Annotated in this window: 16 protein-coding genes and 1 pseudogene; 8 read left to right on the forward strand and 9 right to left on the reverse strand. The window is 65.9% G+C overall.

Annotated features, from left to right (window positions below; translation table 11 throughout):
• Nucleotides 1-22: 22 nt before the first annotated feature.
• Together moaB and ypfJ are read right to left on the reverse strand one after the other, a co-directional pair.
• Nucleotides 23-586, reverse strand: coding sequence for a molybdenum cofactor biosynthesis protein B (moaB, locus tag XH84_RS00780; RefSeq protein ID WP_128916651.1), 564 nt, complete (start codon nucleotides 584-586; stop codon nucleotides 23-25).
• Nucleotides 587-804: 218 nt separating this feature from the next.
• Nucleotides 805-1,746, reverse strand: a complete 942-nt coding sequence (gene ypfJ / locus XH84_RS00785) for a KPN_02809 family neutral zinc metallopeptidase (RefSeq protein WP_128916650.1) — start codon at nucleotides 1,744-1,746, stop codon at nucleotides 805-807.
• A gap of 425 nt (nucleotides 1,747-2,171) precedes the next feature.
• Between ypfJ and XH84_RS00790 the strand changes: the two genes are divergently transcribed.
• From XH84_RS00790 to XH84_RS00800, 3 genes are all read left to right on the forward strand, one after another.
• Nucleotides 2,172-3,302 carry a site-specific DNA-methyltransferase gene (locus XH84_RS00790; protein ID WP_128916649.1) on the forward strand — a complete coding sequence of 377 codons (1,131 nt, stop codon included), beginning with the start codon at nucleotides 2,172-2,174 and terminating at the stop codon, nucleotides 3,300-3,302.
• A 184-nt stretch (nucleotides 3,303-3,486) separates the two neighbouring features.
• Nucleotides 3,487-3,813: a hypothetical protein gene (locus XH84_RS00795; RefSeq protein WP_128916648.1), complete on the forward strand. Its 327-nt coding sequence runs from the start codon at nucleotides 3,487-3,489 to the stop codon at nucleotides 3,811-3,813.
• A 125-nt stretch (nucleotides 3,814-3,938) separates the two neighbouring features.
• Nucleotides 3,939-4,625 (forward strand): glutathione S-transferase family protein, encoded by a 687-nt coding sequence (locus XH84_RS00800; RefSeq protein WP_128916647.1) that lies wholly within the window; start codon nucleotides 3,939-3,941, stop codon nucleotides 4,623-4,625.
• A 58-nt stretch (nucleotides 4,626-4,683) separates the two neighbouring features.
• On the opposite strand, the gene XH84_RS00805 is transcribed toward XH84_RS00800, so the two are convergent.
• The 4 genes and pseudogenes from XH84_RS00805 to XH84_RS00820 form a co-directional block, all read right to left on the reverse strand.
• On the reverse strand, nucleotides 4,684-6,693 hold the full coding sequence (locus tag XH84_RS00805) for a HAMP domain-containing methyl-accepting chemotaxis protein (RefSeq protein ID WP_164935889.1): 2,010 nt from the start codon (nucleotides 6,691-6,693) through the stop codon (nucleotides 4,684-4,686).
• Nucleotides 6,694-6,906: 213 nt separating this feature from the next.
• Nucleotides 6,907-7,140: pseudogene (locus XH84_RS00810) on the reverse strand (response regulator); the annotation flags it as partial.
• A 17-nt stretch (nucleotides 7,141-7,157) separates the two neighbouring features.
• A complete protein-coding gene (locus XH84_RS00815; RefSeq protein WP_128916645.1) occupies nucleotides 7,158-7,313 on the reverse strand; it encodes a YjiS-like domain-containing protein in 156 nt (51 codons plus the stop codon).
• Nucleotides 7,314-7,378: 65 nt separating this feature from the next.
• A complete protein-coding gene (locus XH84_RS00820) occupies nucleotides 7,379-7,822 on the reverse strand; it encodes a nuclear transport factor 2 family protein (RefSeq protein WP_128916644.1) in 444 nt (147 codons plus the stop codon).
• A 92-nt stretch (nucleotides 7,823-7,914) separates the two neighbouring features.
• Here XH84_RS00820 and XH84_RS00825 point away from each other — a divergent pair, with 92 nt between their 5' ends.
• Complete coding sequence (locus tag XH84_RS00825) at nucleotides 7,915-8,838, forward strand: LysR family transcriptional regulator (protein WP_128916643.1); 924 nt, start codon at nucleotides 7,915-7,917, stop codon at nucleotides 8,836-8,838.
• A gap of 286 nt (nucleotides 8,839-9,124) precedes the next feature.
• Here the strand turns inward: XH84_RS00825 and XH84_RS00830 are convergent, their stop codons facing one another.
• Entirely contained in the window at nucleotides 9,125-9,745 is a 621-nt protein-coding gene (locus tag XH84_RS00830; RefSeq protein ID WP_128916642.1) for a glutathione S-transferase family protein, read from the reverse strand.
• A gap of 126 nt (nucleotides 9,746-9,871) precedes the next feature.
• Between XH84_RS00830 and XH84_RS00835 the strand changes: the two genes are divergently transcribed.
• Nucleotides 9,872-11,146 (forward strand): flavin-dependent oxidoreductase, encoded by a 1,275-nt coding sequence (locus tag XH84_RS00835; RefSeq protein ID WP_128916641.1) that lies wholly within the window; start codon nucleotides 9,872-9,874, stop codon nucleotides 11,144-11,146.
• Nucleotides 11,147-11,349: 203 nt separating this feature from the next.
• Here XH84_RS00835 and XH84_RS00840 read toward each other — a convergent pair whose 3' ends face one another.
• Both XH84_RS00840 and mutY read right to left on the reverse strand, forming a co-directional pair.
• Complete coding sequence (locus tag XH84_RS00840; protein WP_128916640.1) at nucleotides 11,350-11,769, reverse strand: PaaI family thioesterase; 420 nt, start codon at nucleotides 11,767-11,769, stop codon at nucleotides 11,350-11,352.
• A 52-nt stretch (nucleotides 11,770-11,821) separates the two neighbouring features.
• Nucleotides 11,822-12,940, reverse strand: a complete 1,119-nt coding sequence (gene mutY, locus XH84_RS00845; protein WP_128916639.1) for an A/G-specific adenine glycosylase — start codon at nucleotides 12,938-12,940, stop codon at nucleotides 11,822-11,824.
• A gap of 161 nt (nucleotides 12,941-13,101) precedes the next feature.
• On the opposite strand from mutY, the gene XH84_RS00850 reads away from it, so the two are divergent.
• From XH84_RS00850 to smc, 3 genes are all read left to right on the forward strand, one after another.
• Entirely contained in the window at nucleotides 13,102-13,599 is a 498-nt protein-coding gene (locus tag XH84_RS00850; RefSeq protein ID WP_128916638.1) for a DUF721 domain-containing protein, read from the forward strand.
• A 138-nt stretch (nucleotides 13,600-13,737) separates the two neighbouring features.
• The gene (locus XH84_RS00855; protein WP_128916637.1) at nucleotides 13,738-14,409 is read left to right on the forward strand and encodes a DsbA family protein; all 672 of its coding nucleotides are present in this window, start codon (nucleotides 13,738-13,740) and stop codon (nucleotides 14,407-14,409) included.
• A 219-nt stretch (nucleotides 14,410-14,628) separates the two neighbouring features.
• Complete coding sequence (gene smc, locus XH84_RS00860; RefSeq protein WP_128916636.1) at nucleotides 14,629-18,093, forward strand: chromosome segregation protein SMC; 3,465 nt, start codon at nucleotides 14,629-14,631, stop codon at nucleotides 18,091-18,093.
• Nucleotides 18,094-18,184 lie beyond the last annotated feature (91 nt).

The following is an 18,184-nucleotide window of genomic DNA, read 5'->3' on the forward strand; positions in this document are numbered from 1 at the left end:
GATACCGGTCAGCTATCCGCAACTACGCCGTCGCACCCTGCGCCTTTGGGCGACGCAGATCTTCGTCCAGCCGCGGCATAATCTCGACGAAATTGCATGGCCGCGTACGGTAGTCGAGCTGGGCCGCAAGGATGCCGTCCCAGCCGTCGCGGCAGGCGCCGGGGGAGCCAGGCAGGCAGAAGATGTAGGTCGCCCCCGCAACCCCCGCAGTGGCGCGGCTCTGGATCGTCGACGTCCCGATCTTGGCGTGGCTCAGCATGTGGAACGCGATCGAGAAACCGTCCATGCGCTTCTCGAATAACGGCTCGATCGCCTCCGGCGTGACGTCGCGTCCGGTGAAGCCGGTGCCGCCGGTGGTGATGACGACGTCGACACCGCTATCTGCGATCCAGCGGCGAACGACGTCACGGATCGCCTCGACGTCGTCGGTGACGATCTCGCGCGCGGCAAGATGATGGCCGGCAGCGGAGAGACGATCGACCAGTGTTTGGCCGGACTTGTCGTCCGCAAGCACGCGCGTGTCGGACACGGTGAGCACCGCGATGTTGAGCGGGATGAACTGCTTGGATTCGTCAGTGGAGGCCATGACTCGCTCCTGTTTCCCCAATCACCGCCGTCATCCTGAGGTGCTCACCTGCGGTGCAAGCGCACCGCAGACGCGCCTCGAAGGATGGGCCGGGGGTTCGTCCTCCTTCGAGGCCCGCCGAAGAGGCGGGCACCTCAGGATGACGCCACTACTTCTGAATTCTAAGATGCGCAATCCCGCATCATATTTCGTGCCGCGTCCGGGGCACGTACTCGTGCCTACTGCACCCCCGCTCCAAACGTATTGCAGGCCTGGACCGTGCCCTGCTGGTAGCCGGTCATGAACCATTGCTTGCGCTGCGCAGCCGAGCCGTGGGTGAAGGAGTCGGGCACGACGCGCCCCGTCGCCTGGCGCTGCAGCGTATCGTCGCCGATCGCGCTCGCCGTGGTCAGCGCGGCGTCGATGTCGCCGGCCTCGAGGAAGTTCGGGCGCTTCTTCGCCTCGCGATTGACCCAGACGCCGGACAGGCAGTCGGCCTGCAATTCGACCTTGACCTGAAGCGCATTCGCCTCCGCCTTCGAGCCCGCCTGCTGCTGCAGCCGCGTCACCCGCGGAATGATGCCGAGCAGGTTCTGGATGTGATGGCCGGCCTCGTGCGCGATGATGTAGGCGGTGGTGAAATTGCAGGCGGACTTGCCGGAGCAGCCGCGGAAGCGCGTCTCGACCTCGCGGAAGAAGCCGGTGTCGAGGAAGATGGTGCGGTCCGGCGGACAATAGAACGGGCCCATCGCCGACTGCGCCATGCCGCAGCGCCCGCCATTGGTGGCGTTGCGAAACAGCACGATCTTCGGACCGGTGTAGGACTGGCCCGAGGCCTGGAAGATCTCGCTCCAGCGGTCGTCGATCTCGCCGAGAATGCCGGAGATCATGCTGCCCATCTCGTCGGTCGGCGCGCCGCGCTTGCCGGAGGAGGCCTGACGGTCGGTCTGGTAGCTCGGCGCCTGGCCGCCCCCGGTGAGGATCTCGGCGCCGCCGATCAGGATGCGCGGATCGATGCCGAAGGCGTAGCCGACCAGGCCGAGGATGATGATGGTGCCGATGCCGAGCCCGCCACCGCCCATGGGCAGGCCGAACCCGCCACCTCCGCCGCCGCCAAACCCACCACCTTCGTCGCGACGATCCTCGATGTCGTCGCTGCGGCGGAAGTCATCGTAACGCATGGCGGCCTTTCCTTTGGGGTCCCTGATCTAGGTTCGTCGGCTTCGTCGGGCGCATACACGCGAAAGCTCAACGCGCCACACACGTAAAATTTCCGTTGCTTTCATCAATATCGTGGCCGGCAAAAATTGCCTAGTGCGGCGGCATGCCGATGCCAGCAATATTTTCCGAGGGAAGAGCAAATTTTTCCGAGAGAAATTTGCGGCCTTTTTGCAGCCATGATTGCTTCCGCGACGCGGGCGAAGGCGAAATCTCCCGTAAAACACAGCGAATGCGCACGACAACATGCACGCAGAACGCGATGCGAGGCCTGCTCACCAAAGCGGCGGGTTAAGTCGATTTTTACTTTGCCGCTTCAATGTAACGGTCAGTCGGTTGTTTGGTCCCGCGTCGCCGACAGCGTCGCCTGAGTCAGAGTTCTTGAGTCATGGTAGAGTCGCGTCGCGGGGCGTCTGCAAGGGCGCCCCGCACAAATTTCGAGTCTCCGTCGCATCGCATCGTCCTCGGCGATTGCGTCGCCGAGATGTCGAAGCTTCAGGCCGGTTCGGTCGATCTCGTGTTCGCCGATCCGCCCTACAATCTCCAGCTCAAGGGCGATCTCAAGCGCCCCGACGAATCCCACGTCGACGCCGTCGACGACGACTGGGACAAATTCGATTCGTTCTCCGCCTATGACGATTTCACCCGCGCCTGGCTGCTTGCCGCCCGCCGCGCGATGAAGCCGTCGGCGACGATCTGGGTGATCGGCTCCTATCACAACATCTTCCGCGTCGGCGCGATCATGCAGGACCTCGGCTTCTGGCTCCTGAACGACATCGTCTGGCGCAAGTCGAACCCGATGCCGAATTTCCGCGGCCGCCGCTTCACCAATGCGCACGAGACCATGATCTGGGCTGCGCGCGACGAGAAGGCCAAGGGCTACACGTTCAATTACGAGGCGCTGAAGGCCGCCAACGAGGACGTGCAGGCACGGTCCGACTGGCTGATTCCGCTCTGCACCGGCGAGGAGCGCCTCAAGGGCGCCGACGGCAAGAAAGTGCATCCGACGCAGAAGCCGGAAGGCCTGCTCGCGCGCGTGCTGCTGTCCTCGTCGAAGCCCGGCGATCTCGTGATCGATCCGTTCAACGGCACCGGCACCACCGGTGCGGTCGCAAAACGCCTCGGCCGCTCCTATATCGGCTTCGAGCGCGACAAGACCTACGCCAAGGCCGCCGAAGCGCGCATCGCCGCGGTCGAGCCGCTGCCGGAAGCGAGCCTCGCCCCGTTCATGACCGCGCGCGAGGCGCCGCGGGTCGCGTTCTCCGAACTGATCGAGCGCGGCATGATCATGCCCGGCACGAAGCTGTTCGACGCCAAGAAGAAGCTCGGCGCCCTGGTGCGCGCCGACGGCGCCATCATGTTCGGCGACAAGGTCGGCTCGATCCACCGCATCGGCGCGGTGGCACAAGGCGCGCAAGCCTGCAACGGCTGGACCTTCTGGCACGTCGAGACCAAGAAAGGTCTCAAGCTGATCGACGAGCTGCGCGCCGAGATCCGCGCCGGCATGGCGGCGGAGTAGCCGCTTTCGGCGGTCCTGCAGGGTGGGCAAAGGCGCCCTCGCGCCGTGCCCACCATCTCTCCAAGACACACAGATTTCGTGGGCACGGCGCTTCGCGCCTTTGCCCACCCTACGGCACCTTGAACGGGGCGACAGCCAGCACTAGATTCGCCCGATCAGCCTCCGTCCTGGCCGGCCTGCTCCCATGCGACGACAGTCCGAGACATTGCTGCTGGTGCCGCTGCTGCCGATCTTTCTGGTCGGCATGTTTCCGATGTTCCTGATCGCCCTGCTCGGATTCTTCGGCCTCGCATTGTTCGGCGTGCTCGTCATCTCTGTCGGGCTCGCCAGCAGCAACGAGGCTCACGACAATTTCAATCACGACGTCATCGTCCACGGCTATGCCCGCGGATCGGAGCGCAAGGCGCGCGCCTCCGACATGCACCTCGCCGCGCGGCTCGGGCTGCGCCTGGAGGCGGTCGGCGCGGCGATGGTCCTTACGGCGGCGATCGGGCTTTGTTACGCCGGCTGATCTGCGTGGCGCGCAGGTGCCGCCCGGCAAACTCGCCGGTTGCCCTCTCCGACGCGGTTCGGGCAAGAGAAGCGGCGCGGCAATGACGCTGCATTCGCGTCTGGCAACAAACCCTGGGGAGATCGATGCTCAAATTCTATTTCAACGGATCGCCGAACCCGACCAAGGTCGCGCTCTACCTGGAAGAAGCCGGCCTGCCTTTCGAGCCGGTGAAGATCGACACCCGCAAGGGCGAGCAGTTCACGCCGGAATTTCTCAAGATCAATCCGAACGCCAAGGTGCCGGCGATCGACGATGGCGGCACCATCGTGTTCGACAGCAACGCCATCCTGCTCTACCTCGCCGAGAAGACCGGCAAGTTCCTGCCCGCCGCGAGCGTGCGCGGCGAGACGCTGTCATGGCTGATGTTCATCGCAACCGGCGTCGGCCCATATTCGGGCCAGGCGGTGCACTTCAAGCATTTTGCGCCGAAGGACCAGAACCACGACTACGCCCATAACCGCTACCAGTACGAGACCGACCGCCACTACAAGATTCTCGACGGCCACCTCAAAGGCCGCCGCTACATGGTCGGCGACGACTATTCGATCGTCGACATGGCGCTGTGGGGCTGGGCGCGGATGCTGCCGTTCAAGCTCGGCGACGACGCCTTCGCGCGATACCCGAACGTGAAGCGGCTGGTCGACGAGATCTCGGCGCGCCCCGCAGCAGCGCGCGCGATCGCCTTGAAGGACAAGTTCACCTTCAAGGCCGAGATGGACGACGAGGCGCGCGCCAACATGTTCAAGCACATGACGACCAAGGTCGCCTGATCGCGCGACGACGCTGTTCGGGCCACGCGCATGCGCGTGGCCCATTTGCTTTCAGGACTCAGGCGGCGTGGACCGAGCTGAGGAACTTGGCGACTTCCTGCTTCAGCCTGTTGCTGTCGGCCGACAGCGACCGTGCCGCGGACAGCACTTGCGACGAGGCCGATCCGGTCTCCGACGCGCTGCGCTGCACGTCGCCGATATTGGTCGAGACGCGCTGCGTGCCATGCGCCGCCTGCTGGACGTTGCGGGAAATCTCCTGCGTCGCCGCGCCCTGCTGCTCCACGGCGGCGGCCACCGTCGACGATATCTCCGACAGCCGCTCGATGGTGCCGCTGATCTCCTTGATGGCGCCGACCGATTGCTCGGTCGCAGCCTGGATGTTGGAGATCTGCTGGCCGATCTCACCGGTGGCTCTTGCGGTCTGCTCGGCCAGCGCCTTGACCTCGGAGGCGACCACGGCAAAGCCGCGGCCGGCATCGCCGGCGCGCGCCGCCTCGATGGTGGCGTTCAGTGCCAACAGGTTGGTCTGGCCGGCGATGGTGCTGATCAGCTCGACCACGTCGCCGATCCGCGCGGCGGCCTTGGAGAGCTCGCCGACGTGCGCGTTGGTCCTGCTCGCCTGACCGACGGCCTCGCCGGCGATCCGGGCGGATTCCTGCACCTGGCGTGCGATCTCCGACACCGAGGAGGAGAGCTCCTCGGTCGCCGAGGCAACCGCCTGCACATTGGCCGAGGCCTCCTGCGAGGCGCTGGCGACCTCCGTCGACAGGTCCTGCGCCCGCGAGGCGGTCGTGGTCAAGGTGCCGGCGGAGGCTTCGAGCTCGTTCGATGCCGACGACACCGTGTTGACGATCTCGCCGACCGCCTGCTCGAACTGGTCCGCCAGCCTGACCATGTCCTTCTTGCGGCTTTCGGCCTGCCGCGCCTCGAGCTCGGTCTGCTCCGCGCGCATGCGCTCGGTGTCGATCATGTTGTCCTTGAACACCTGGATCGCCTTGGCCATGTCGCCGATCTCGTCGGTCTTGCCACGACCGGGGACCTCGACCTCGAGATTGCCGCCGGCAATCAGCCCCATCGCGCGTGTCATCGAAGTCAGAGGACCGACGATGCTGCGGGCGATCAGGAACGCGACGATGCCGCCGAACAGGACGGCAAGACCGCCCGCAACCTCCTGGACGGTCGTCGTGCCGGCGATCACCGCTTCGGCATGGGTGCGGGAGTCCTGATAGTCCTTCTTCAGGGTCGTTTCCGCGGCCTTGAGCCTGCCGATGCTGTCGACGATGAGCGGCGCGAGGTTCTTGTGATAGATCTCGTCGGCCTGGAGCATCGCGGCGGAGGTCGTCTCGAACGCGGATTTGTAGATACCGAGCGCGGTCTTCACCGGCGCGAGCGTGGATCGCAATTCCGTGGCCTGCGGGCTCTTTTCGATCGCCGCGAGCCGTTGCGCCGCCCTGTCGACACTGGCCCGGAAGTTGGCCGGCCCCTGGGCGTCGCGCAGCGCCAGGAAGCGCCAATTTGCGATCCGGACGAGGAGGACCCTGGATTCGAGGTCGGCGACGAGCGCCGCGGTATCTTCATCGACCGCTGCGCGCGCCGCATCGACCAGCTTGCCCATCTTGACGGCCAGATCCTCGCCGCTCGGCAGCAGCGTCGCCTTGCCCGTTCTCGCCTCGTTGACGGCGTCCCCGAGATTGTCACGCAGACTACGCATCTTGGCGACATCTTCAATAAGGCCGTTGTAGAGCGCCCGCCGCTCCTCCGAGAGCGTTCCCTTGGCGCCGACCCGCAACAGCTCGGTCGCCGCGGTTTCGCGCTCTTGCGCCTCCTTCATCGCGGGTTCGTTGGCATCGTAGACGTAGCGCAGATTGGCGCGCTGGATCGCCTGAAGGTGGGTCGAGATCTCCAGCACCCGCGCCGTGCTGTCCGAGAGCGCGGATTGTCTTGCGACCTGATCCTGCACCGCCCGCAAATTCCAGACGGCAACCACCGCCATCACGAGACCAACCGCCACCAGGGCCATGAAGCCTGCGTACAGGCGTCCCCTGATCCGCAAACGAAACTTCGGCATTCCCACTGTCCACCAAGATGCATTTCACTTCGAGCGGCCGAACGATTCCGGCGATCGTCACCGGCCACCCTGGCAGCCGCGCGTCGCGTCCTTGCGACCCACGCTGCACCGCGACACAATGGAGGACACTCGTTAATTGAACCTTCAAATTCTTCGCGCGTGCGCGCATCGTCGCACATAAGATCTGCTGATTTTATCGGCAGCTATGCGAAGTCATGCAAGAATCCGCAGCGTCATGCATAGCGTGGCACGCGATCTATTAAAGGGCGCCTGCAGTTTGCCGAGTGCGCTCTCGACCACTTCGAGTGTGTACGGCTTCTGGACGACCGGCGCCGACGAGGCAAGCTCGGCCGGAAGCGGCGCGCGCTCGCCATAGCCGGTTGCGAAGATGAAGGGCACGCCGATCTCCTTCAGTTTCTGCGCCACCTTGATGCTGCTCTCGCTGCCGCTTCCTCGTCGTCGATTTATTTCCGCCGCACAGGCTTGTTCAGTTCGTAGGCAATCTCGGCGCGGGTCATCCCGCAGTCCTGAAGCTCCCGCTCGGTCATCGCAGCGAGTTGGCACCGGACCCGGGACCGCTGTCGCCGGACCCGCACGAGGTCCACCAGCGTTCGCCACATCCGCACACGCGTTGCGAGGTGTGGCGGACAGGGCCGGCCGGTGGACCCGACATCGTCCAATCCGGTCAGCTCGCAGCCCTCACGGGTGCTTGCGGAAACGAGCCCAGCGCCCTCTCGGTCAGGATCGAGTCGCAATACTCGCGGATCTCCTTGATCTTGCCGCCTTCGAGACGAAACACCAGGCAATAGTCGTTGTCGTAGCGCACGCCCTCGGGCGTGACGTTGTCGCCCTTGGCCTCCACGACGACCACATCGCCGTCGGCGATGAAGCGGTGCGCGACCGTGCGCGTGCGGTCGCGCAGGCGGGTGCGCACATAGCCGTGCAGATCATTGAGGATCGCCTCCTTGCCCGAAAAGGTGCGCGACCAGGAATACTGGCCGGTGACGACCCATTTGGCATCCTCGGCAAGGCTTGCGGTGAACAGGGCGCGATCGCGCGCGGCCGGATCGGGATTGGCGGCGGCGGCGAAAATATCCTGCATCAGTTTCTTGTTGGCGCTCGCGCTCATGGCGGCATCTCCGTTTGGTGGGCAACACGGAGATCATCGCGGTCGAACGAGAATTCTTCAAATCGATAGAGAATATGATATCTATTCACTTCATGAATTTGAATTCGCTTGACCTCAACCTGCTGACCGCACTCGATGCGCTGCTGCGCGAGGCCAGTGTCAGCCGCGCCGCCATGCGTATCCGGCTGTCGCAGCCGGCGACGAGCCACGCGCTGCAACGCCTGCGCGACATCTTTGGCGATCCGCTGCTGGTGCGCACCGGCGCGCGGATGGAGCTGACCCCGCGGGCGCTGGCCCTGCGCGCGCCGCTCGCGCAGGCGCTCGACCAGGTGCGCGGGCTGTTCGTGCCAGACGACTTCGATGCCGCGCGCAGCGAGCGGCAATTCCGTCTGATGATGCCGGACCTCGCGGTCGAGCTGTTGATGCCGCCTTTGATGGAGAAGGTGACGCGGGCCGCGCCCAGCGTCCGGATCGACGTCGTGCCGTGGCGAGGGTCGGCGATCTTCCACGCCGAGTTCGCCCGCACCATCGATCTCGTGATCTCGATCGGCAACGCCTTCAAGGGATTCCATCGCCAGCTGCTCTACACCGACAGCGACGCCCTCGCCGTGCGGCGCGGCCATCCAATGGCTGCGAAGCTGAAGCGACGCGAGACGTTCCTGGCCGCGCGCCATGTCGGCGTGATCATCCGGGGCGCCAACGAGGATCTGATCGATACCTGGCTGCGGGCCAAGGGCATCGAGCGGCACATCTCGCTGGTCGTGTCAGGCTATCTCGAGGCACTGCACGTCGCTGCCCGTACCGACCTCGTCGCCTTCGTGCCGCGTCGGCTGATCGCGGCACTGTCGAAGCAGCTTGGGCTCGTCACGGTGACGCCGCCGCTCGACCCCGGCGTCGACGAGCAGTTCATGTTCCATCCGACCCGGGCCCAGATGGACCCTGGCTCGATCTGGCTGCGGCGGCTGATGCTGGAGACGGGACGGGAGCTGGAGCAAGCCAAGCGCAAGCTCTCGTAGGATGGGCAAGGCGGAAGCGTGCTCACCACACTCGTCGACGTGGAAAGATGGTGGGCACGACGCAGAGCGCCTTTGCCCACCTTACAAGAGCTGCGTGCTGGGTCGAACGTCCTCCCAACACACTCGATTGCGCGCCCAAAGCGCGCGTAGATCCGGGACCCATAGCCATAGGTAGGAATTTGGCGAAGCCTATTCGTTCGGGACGACGACCGAGCGAAATCGACAGAATCCGCGGTATGGGTCCCGGGTCTGCGCTGACGCTTGCCCGGGACGACACCGCCTTTTGTTACGCCTTCTGGGCAGCCATGACCTTTGCCACCGCAGGGCGGTCGGACATGCGCTTGAAATGGTCGGCAATCCTGGGCGTGGCATTGATGTCGACGCTGTCGCCTTCGAGCCAAGTAGACAGGGTGTAAAGATAGGGATCGCAGATCGTGTACTGCTCGCCCATCACCCAGGGTCCCCTGAACATCTTCTGCTCGATCAGCGCGAAGCAAGCGGCCATGGTCTTCGGAACCATCGCCTTCATGTCGGCGAACGAGCTCTCCTGGGTCGCCCAGCGCGCGCCGCGCATCTTGTGGGCATGATTGATGTGCACGGTCGAGCACAGATAGGAGTTGAACGACTGCACCTGGGCGAAGTCGAAGGGATCGTCGAGCGGTGCGAGCTTCGCCTTGGGGAAGGTCTGCGCGACGTAAACCAGCATCGCGGGCGTCTCGGTCAGGATGCCGCGATCGGTCACCAGCGCCGGCACGCGGCCCTTCGGGTTGATCTTGAGATAATCCGGGCTGTTCTGCTGGTTGTCCTTGAAGCTCAGCCGCTCGGCCGTGTAGTCGGCGCCGGCCTCCTCCAGCGTGATGTAGGTGGCGAGCGCGCAGGTGCCGGTGGCGTAGTAGAGCTTGAGCATGTCGGACCTCGTGGGGAAAATCCGAGGTTAGCGGCCCACCGCCGCGCCGTCCATAGGCGACCTCTTCGCAGTTGCCCACGGCCGCCCGGCTGTGCGAAGACGCCGTCAATCGGAGGGGGATTTGTCATGACGGTACTCATCGCCGGTGGCGGCATCGGCGGGCTGACGCTTGCGCTCAGCCTGCACGGAATCGGCGTTCCCGTAAAAGTGTTCGAGAGCGTCGCCGAGCTGAAGCCGCTCGGCGTCGGCATCAACGTGCTGCCGCATGCGGTGCGCGAGCTGATCGAGCTCGGGCTGCTGGACAAGCTCGACGCCAGCGGCGTGCGGACGCGCGAGCTCGCCTATTTCTCCAAGCACGGCAAGCCGATCTGGAGCGAGCCGCGCGGGCTGGAGGCCGGCTACAAATGGCCGCAATTCTCGATCCATCGCGGCACGCTGCAACAGCTCCTGCTCGACACCGCGGTCGAGCGGCTCGGCCGCGACAATATCCTCACCAGCCATCATCTGACCGGATGGACCGAGACTGCAGACGGCGTGCGCGCCGAGTTCATCGACCGGGCAACCGGCAAGGCCGCAGGGACCTATGAGGGCGCTATCCTGATCGCCGCCGACGGCATCCATTCCGCCGCGCGAGAAAAGCTCTATCCAAACGAAGGCCCGCCGATCTGGAACGGCCGCATCCTCTGGCGCGGCGTCACGCCGGCGAAAGCCTTCCTCACCGGGCGCACCATGATCATGGCCGGGCATGAGATCCTGAAATTCGTCTGCTATCCGATCAGCAAGGAACCGGACGCGTCCGGCAACCATCTGATCAACTGGGTCGCCGAGCGGCACATGCCGCCGACCTATCAGTGGCGGCGCGAAGACTACAACCGCACCGCGCGGCTGGAAGAGTTCCTGCCCTGGTTCGAGAGCTGGCACTTCGACTGGCTCGACGTGCCCGGTCTGATCAGAAACTGCCCGCATGCCTATGAATATCCGCTGGTCGACCGCGATCCGGTCTCGCAATGGACCTTTGGCAAGGTCACGCTGATGGGCGACGCCGCGCACCCGATGTACCCGATCGGCTCGAACGGCGCCTCGCAGGCGATCCTCGATGCCCGCGTCATCACCCGCGAGATTCTCGCGCATGGCCCGACGACCGCGGCGCTGCTTGCCTATGAGGCCGAGCGCCGGCCCGCCACCACCGATCTCGTCCTGCTCAACCGCAAGAACGGTCCCGAGCAGGTGATGCAGCTGGTCGAGGAGCGCGCGCCCGACGGGTATAAGGTCGTCACCGACGTGCTGTCGCAACAGGAGCTTGAAGACATCGCCGCGAATTACAAGCGCGTTGCGGGATTCCAGGTGGAAGCGTTGAACGCGAAGCCGCCGATCGTGAGCAAGGACGCGCGGGCGGGTTAGCCCATCATCCCGCGGCGGACTTCCCTTCACCTCGCCCCGCTTGCGGGGAGAGGTCGGATTGCATTGAAGATGCAATCCGGGTGAGCGGGGTACAGGTCTCACGACAGTCTCACGTTTGGAGAGAGGCCCCTCACCCCACCCTCTCAGCGCGAGCGAAGCTCGTCGCGGCCCCGTAAGAACGGGGCGAGGGAGCGAGACCCGCCTCACTTCAGCACCCTCGCCGCTTCGAGCAGCCGCTCGCTGGCGCTCGCCGTCGCCAGCACCGTGCCATCCTCCGCCATCAGCTTCGCCTCGACGAACGCAATGGTCCTGCCGAGCTGGATCACCTTCGCTTCGCCAATAATCGTCCCGGGCTTTGCCGGGCTGAGGAAATTCACGGTCATGCTGATGGTGGTGGTGTAGAGCCGGCCCTCGCTCATCACCAGCACGGCCGGGCCCATGGTGTCGTCGAGCATGGCCGAGAGCATGCCGCCCTGAATGAAGCCCGCCGGATTGCAGAACTCCGGCCTGCCCGCGAAGGCGAGCTTGATCCAGCCTTCCTCCGGACGGGCATCGAGCAGACGCCATCCCAGCAGCTCGGCACAGGGCGGTCTTGGAAAGTTGTCGAGTGCGGTCTTGACCATTGGCAGCCTCCGTTGCGCAATCTCGTAGCGCAACGCTGCTGCCAACGTGCTGTCAGGAGGATCGGCCCGGTGGAAGGTTCAGTGCGCGTGCGATCACCTTGCGCATGACGTTGGGCAGCGCTTCACCGGCCAGGGTCGCGGTCGGCACCCAGCGCATGCCCTCGGGTGCGCGCGTGCGCGCTTCGGCCTTCGCCGTGTAGACCACGAGTTCCAGCGGAAAATGCGTAAAGACGTGGGTGACCACGCCTACCTTGCGCTGCCAGCGCGACAACCCCTTCAACTCCGGCGCACGCCGCTTCGCGGTGGCGTCGTCCTGGCCGGCAACCCAATCCGAACCCGGCACCTCCGTCATGCCGCCGAGAAGCCCCTTTTCCGGCCGGGTGCGGACCAGCAGCTCGTCGCCGCGCGTCACCACGAAAGCGGCGCCGCGGCGCAACGTGCCGCTCTTCTTCGGCGCCTTGCGCGGAAAGGTCTCCTGCGTGCCTTGCGCATGTGCGATGCAATCCTCGTTGAACGGACACAGCGAGCAGGCCGGCTTCTTCGGCGTGCAGATCGAGGCGCCGAGATCCATCAAGGCCTGCGCACTGTCGCCGGCCCGGCTGTCGGCCAGCAACGTCGCCGCCAATTGCTGGATCAGCGGCTTGGCCTGCGGAAGTTCTTCCTCGACGGCAAAGAGCCGCGATACCACGCGCTCGATATTGCCGTCGACCGGCATGGTGCGGCGGTCGAACGCAATGGCCGCAATCGCCGCCGCCGTGTACGGCCCGATCCCCGGCAGCGCGCGCAGGTCCTCCTCAGTGTCCGGAAAGACGCCGCCATGCTCGCCCGTCACCGCGACGGCGCAAGCATAGAGGTTGCGCGCGCGCGAGTAATAGCCGAGCCCGGCCCACATCCGCAGCACGTCGTCCTGCGAGGCCCGTCCGAGCGCGGTGACATCCGGCCAGCGCGCGACGAATTTTTCGAAGTAAGGCCCGACCGCCTTCACCGTGGTCTGCTGCAGCATGATCTCCGACAGCCAGACGCGGTACGGGTCCGACGCCTGCCCCGGCCCGGCGCGCCAGGGTAGCCGGCGGCGGTGGCGGTCGTACCAGGCGAGCAGCAGTGCCGGGCGCGATGTTGCTTTCGACGGCGCGGGTTCCGGCTTGGCCTTAAGGGCAGATTTGGGGCTCATGCTCTCACCCTAACGACGTTACGTCGATCTCTCCACGCCATGCCCGCGCTCGTCGTGGGCATCCACGTCTTTCTTCGCGGGAGAACGTGGATGGCCGGGACAAAGCCCGGCCATGACGGCGAAGCACATGTGGCCCGCCCGCCGAAATGCTATAAGGGCCCATGTCCAAATCCGGTCCCATCTACAAACCCGGCCCGATCAGCGCAAAGCCGCTCGGGATCCTGCTCAACGACGTCTTTGCCGAGGCCTATGCCAAGCAGGGGTTCGCGGCGCGCGAGTTGGTGACGCGATGGGCGCAGATTGCGGGAGCCGAGATCGCGGCTCATGCCGAGCCGCTGAAGATGCAATGGCCACGGCCGGTCGAGGGCCAGCCGCAGGAGCCGGCGACCCTGGTACTACGGGTCGAGGGGCCGATGGCGCTGGAGATCCAGCATTCCGCCGATGTGATCCTGGAGCGGGTCAACCGCTTCTTCGGCTGGAGCGCGGTCGGCAAGCTCGCCTTCCGCCAGGCGCCCCTGTCGCGGCCCCGGGCCCGGAAGCGGCCCGGCCCGCCGGATCCCAAAAGCGTTGCCAAGGTGGCGGAGAGCCTGGGAGATATCGAAGATGAAGACCTGAAGACGGCGCTGGCCCGGCTCGGGGCTGCCATCAAGCGAAATTGAGCCTTATTTCGCGGCCAATCTGGACCTGTCCTGGCCGCACGCCATTGCCTCAAACCACGTTTCAAGCTAGCGACAGGCCGCCCGTGTGGGAACTCGATAAACCCCTTGGGCACGACCACGCCAATTCGGGAGCCGACCGTGATCATCACCCGCCGCGCCTTCACCACGATGCTGTCGCTGACCGGGCTTGCCGCAATCGCCGGGTTCTCGCCATTGCGGTTCATCTCCGAGGCCATGGTCCCTGAAGCATCGGCACAAGCTGCTGCCGACGTGGCCAAGCCGGTGTCGCTGCCCGACATGGCGCTGGGTCCGAAGGACGCCGCCGTCACTATCACCGAATACGCCTCGATGACCTGCCCGCACTGCGCCGCCTTCAACGAGCAGGTGTTCCCCAAGATCAAGAAGGAATACATCGACGCCGGCAAGGTGCGTTACATCTTCCGCGAGTTCCCGCTCGACATCAAAGCCGCCGCCGGCTCGATGCTGTCGCGCTGCGTCGCCAAGGACGATGCGCCGAAATACTTCGCGGTCACCGACATGCTGTTCCGCCAGCAGAACGACTGGGTGGTGAAGAACACCACCGAGACCTTGACGCGGATCGGCAAGCAGGCCGGCCTCACCCAGCAGCAGGTCGAAGCCTGCCTGAAGGACCAGGCGCTGCTCGACAAGATCGCCGCCGACCAGAAATACGCCAGCGACGTGCTCAAGGTCGATTCGACGCCGACCTTCTTCATCAACGGCGAGAAGATCAAGGGCGAAGCCTCGTTCGAGGAGTTCGCCAAGAAGATCAATCCGCTGCTGAAGAGCTGATTCGCAAACGCTACAAATCTGATTCGCGCATCCAAAGCCGTATCTTTCCCGGCATAAATCCCTTGGGAAAAGCGGCTTTCGCCGGTTGCCCTCGCAGCATACCGCGGCCATTGTCCAGCCGCATGAGGCGCCTCGCGCGACTCGCCCGGATAGCGACATTGCCTTCCATGGTATTGTCCCGGCAGGGGGATTCGCGCCTGCCAACAGAGATGCGTGCTTATGAAAATCACCCGCCTGCGCCTTCACGGCTTCAAGTCCTTCGTTGAGCCCACGGACTTCGTCATCGAGCCCGGCCTGACCGGCGTGGTCGGCCCCAACGGCTGCGGCAAGTCGAATCTCGTCGAGGCGCTGCGCTGGGCGATGGGCGAGACCTCCTACAAGAGCTTGCGCGCGGCCGACATGGACGCGGTGATCTTCGCCGGCTCCGGCAACCGTCCGGCGCGCAACCACGCCGAAGTGACGATGACGATCGACAACGCCGATCGCACCGCGCCGGCGGCAATGAACGACAGCCAGCTTCTCGAAATCTCCCGCCGCATCGAGCGCGAAGCGGGCTCGGTCTACCGTATCAACGGCCGCGACGTGCGCGCGCGTGACGTGCAGATCCTGTTCGCGGACGCTGCCACCGGCGCGCGCTCGCCTGCTCTCGTCCACCAGGGCAAGATCGGCGAGATCATCCAGGCCAAGCCCGAGCAGCGCCGCCGCGTGCTGGAAGACGCCGCCGGCGTCGCCGGTCTGCATGCCCGCCGCCACGAGGCCGAGCTGCGGCTGAAGGCCGCCGAAACCAACCTCACCCGCGTCGAGGACGTGATCGGCCAGCTCGCAGGCCAGATGGAGGGTCTGAAGAAGCAGGCCCGCCAGGCGGTGCGCTATCGCGAGGTCGCGGCCAAGGTCCGTAAAGCCGAGGCCACCCTGTTCCACCTGCGCTGGATCGGCGCCCATGCCGACGTCAACGAGTCCGGCCAGACCCACGATCTCGCCGTGCGCGAGATGGCGGAACGCACCCAGCACCAGGCCGAAGCCGCCCGCATCCAGGCGATCCGCGCCGCGGAGATGCCGGCGCTGCGCGATGCGGAAGCGCGCGCCGCAGCCGGGCTGCAGCGCCTCACCAATGCCCGCGAGCTGCTCGACCGCGAGGAAGAGCGCGCCAAGGAGCGCGTCGCCGAGCTCGAGCGCCGCCTTGCCCAGTTCGAGGGCGACATCTCCCGCGCCCAGCAGCAAACCATGGATGCCGACGTCGCGCTGCAGCGGCTCGACACCGAAGATGCCGAGCTGAAGGAAGAGATCAAGTCGCGCGTCGAGAAGCGCTCCGGCGTCGACGAGCGTGTCGCCGAGGCCGAGGCGGTGCTGACCGAAACCGAGCAGCGCTTCGCCGAGCTCACCACCGCGCTCGCGGACCTCACCGCCAAGCGCAATCAGCTCGAGGCCAATGTCCGCACCCATCGTGACAAGCTCGCCCGGCTCGACCAGGAGATCGCCAACGTCGCCGCGGAAGAGCAGAAGCTTGCCGCCGAGACTGGCGGCTTCGGCGACCTCGACGAGCTGACGGCGACGGTCGAGACCGCGGAGCAGACGCTGGCGGCTTCGGAAGCAGCCGCGCAAGCCAGCGAAGCTGCCCACGTCGCCGCCCGCCAGACGCTGGAATCCTCGCGCTCGCCGCTGGTCGAGGCCGACAAGCGCGTGCAGCGACTCGAGACCGAGGCGCGCACGATCTCGAAGATCGTCAACGGCGAGACCAAGAATCTGTGGCCGCCGATCATCGACGGCATCACCGTCGACAAAGGCTTTGAAAAAGCGATCGGCGCCGCCCTCGGCGACGATCTCGACGCCCCGATCGACCCGTCGGCGCCGATGCGCTGGACCAATGTCGGCCACGCCGAAGGCGATCCGGAGCTGCCCGAAGGCGCCGTGCCGCTCGCCAATCACGTGCAGGCGCCGGCCGAGCTGGCCCGCCGCCTCGCCCAGATCGGCGTGGTGCCGCGCGAGCGCGGTGCCGAGCTGGTCTCGCAGCTCAAGACCGGACAGCGTCTGGTCTCGCCCGAAGGCGATGTCTGGCGCTGGGACGGCTTTGTCGCGGCGGCTCATGCCCCGACCGGCGCCGCCCGCCGCCTCGCCGAGCGCGCCCGCCTCGTCGACATCGAGAACGAGCTCGAGCAGGCGCGCATCGACGCCCAGATCAAGCGCCAGGCACTGGAGAACGCAGAGTCCGAGTTGCAGATGGCGGCCAGCACCGAGGGTGCCAGTCGCGAAGCCTGGCGCGCCGCACAGCGCGAGCTGAACGTCGCACGCGAGCGCCATGCCAACGCCGAGCGCGAGATCAGCCGCCATGCCGCGCGCAAGGCGACGCTGTCGGAAGCGCACAGCCGCCTCGCCGCCGACCGCGCCGAGGCCGAAGCCGCCTACGAATATGCCGAAGCCGGCATCAGTGAGCTGCCGTCCAGCGAGGACACCGAGACCCAGCTCGCCGCCGTCCGCAGCGACATCGAAGGCCACCGCCGCATGGCCGCCCAGGTCCGCGCCGAAGCGCAGGCGCTGGCGCGCGAGGCCGAGCTCGCCGACCGCCGCGTGCAGGCGATTCTCGCCGAACGCACCGAGTGGCAGAACCGCAAGGAGAGCGCGGCCTCCCATATCGACACCATCCAGGCCCGCATCGCCGAGCTCACGATCGAGCGCAGCGAGCTCGAAAACGCACCCGCCGTGTTCGCCGAGAAGCGCAGCGCGTTGATCACCGAGATCGAGTACGCGGAGAACGACCGCCGCATGGCCGCCGACGCGCTCGCCACCGCGGAAAGCGCGATGGCCGAGACCGACCGCGTCGCCAAGCTGACGCTGGAGGCGCTCTCCAGCGCCCGCGAGGCCACCGCGCGCGCCGAGGAGCGCATGGAAGGCGCACGGCGCCGGCTCGAAGACATCGAGCGCGAGATCCGCGACATGCTCGAGGTCGAGCCGCAGGCCGTCGCAGGCCTTGCCGAGATCGAGCCCGGCGCCGAGCTGCCGCCGCTGCACGACATCGAGGAAGACCTCGAAAAGATGCGACGCGACCGCGAGCGCCTCGGTGCCGTCAATCTGCGCGCCGAGGAAGAGCTGCGCGAGGTCGAGACCCAGCACACCGGTCTGGTCACCGAACGCGACGACCTAGTCGAAGCCATCAAGCGGCTGCGCCAGGGCATCCAGAGCCTCAACAAGGAGGCGCGCGAGCGCCTGCTGACCTCGTTCGAGGTCGTCAACAACCATTTCAAGCGCCTGTTCGTCGAGCTGTTCGGCGGCGGCGAGGCCGCGCTGCACCTGATCGAAAGCGACGACCCGCTGGAAGCGGGCCTCGAAATCATCGCCAAGCCGCCGGGCAAGAAGCCGCAGACGCTGTCTTTGCTGTCGGGCGGCGAGCAGGCGCTGACGGCGATGGCACTGATCTTCGCGGTGTTCTTGACCAACCCTTCGCCGATCTGCGTGCTGGACGAAGTCGACGCGCCGCTCGACGATCACAACGTCGAACGGTACTGCAACCTCTTGCACGAGATGACCGGCTCGACCGACACGCGCTTCATCATCATCACGCACAACCCGATCACGATGGCGCGGATGAACCGTCTGTTCGGCGTCACCATGGCCGAGCGCGGCGTGTCGCAGCTGGTGTCGGTGAGCCTCGCCGAGGCCGTCGACATTCTCGACCAGAACGTGGCGTGACGCGGCGGTCGCGCCACACCCATTGACGTCATCATCCGCCTTGTGCGCAAATTGCGCACTGGAGCGGATGATCCAGTACGCCGCGGCTTCT

This window comes from Bradyrhizobium nanningense, assembly GCF_004114535.1.
GTDB lineage: Bacteria > Pseudomonadota > Alphaproteobacteria > Rhizobiales > Xanthobacteraceae > Bradyrhizobium > Bradyrhizobium nanningense.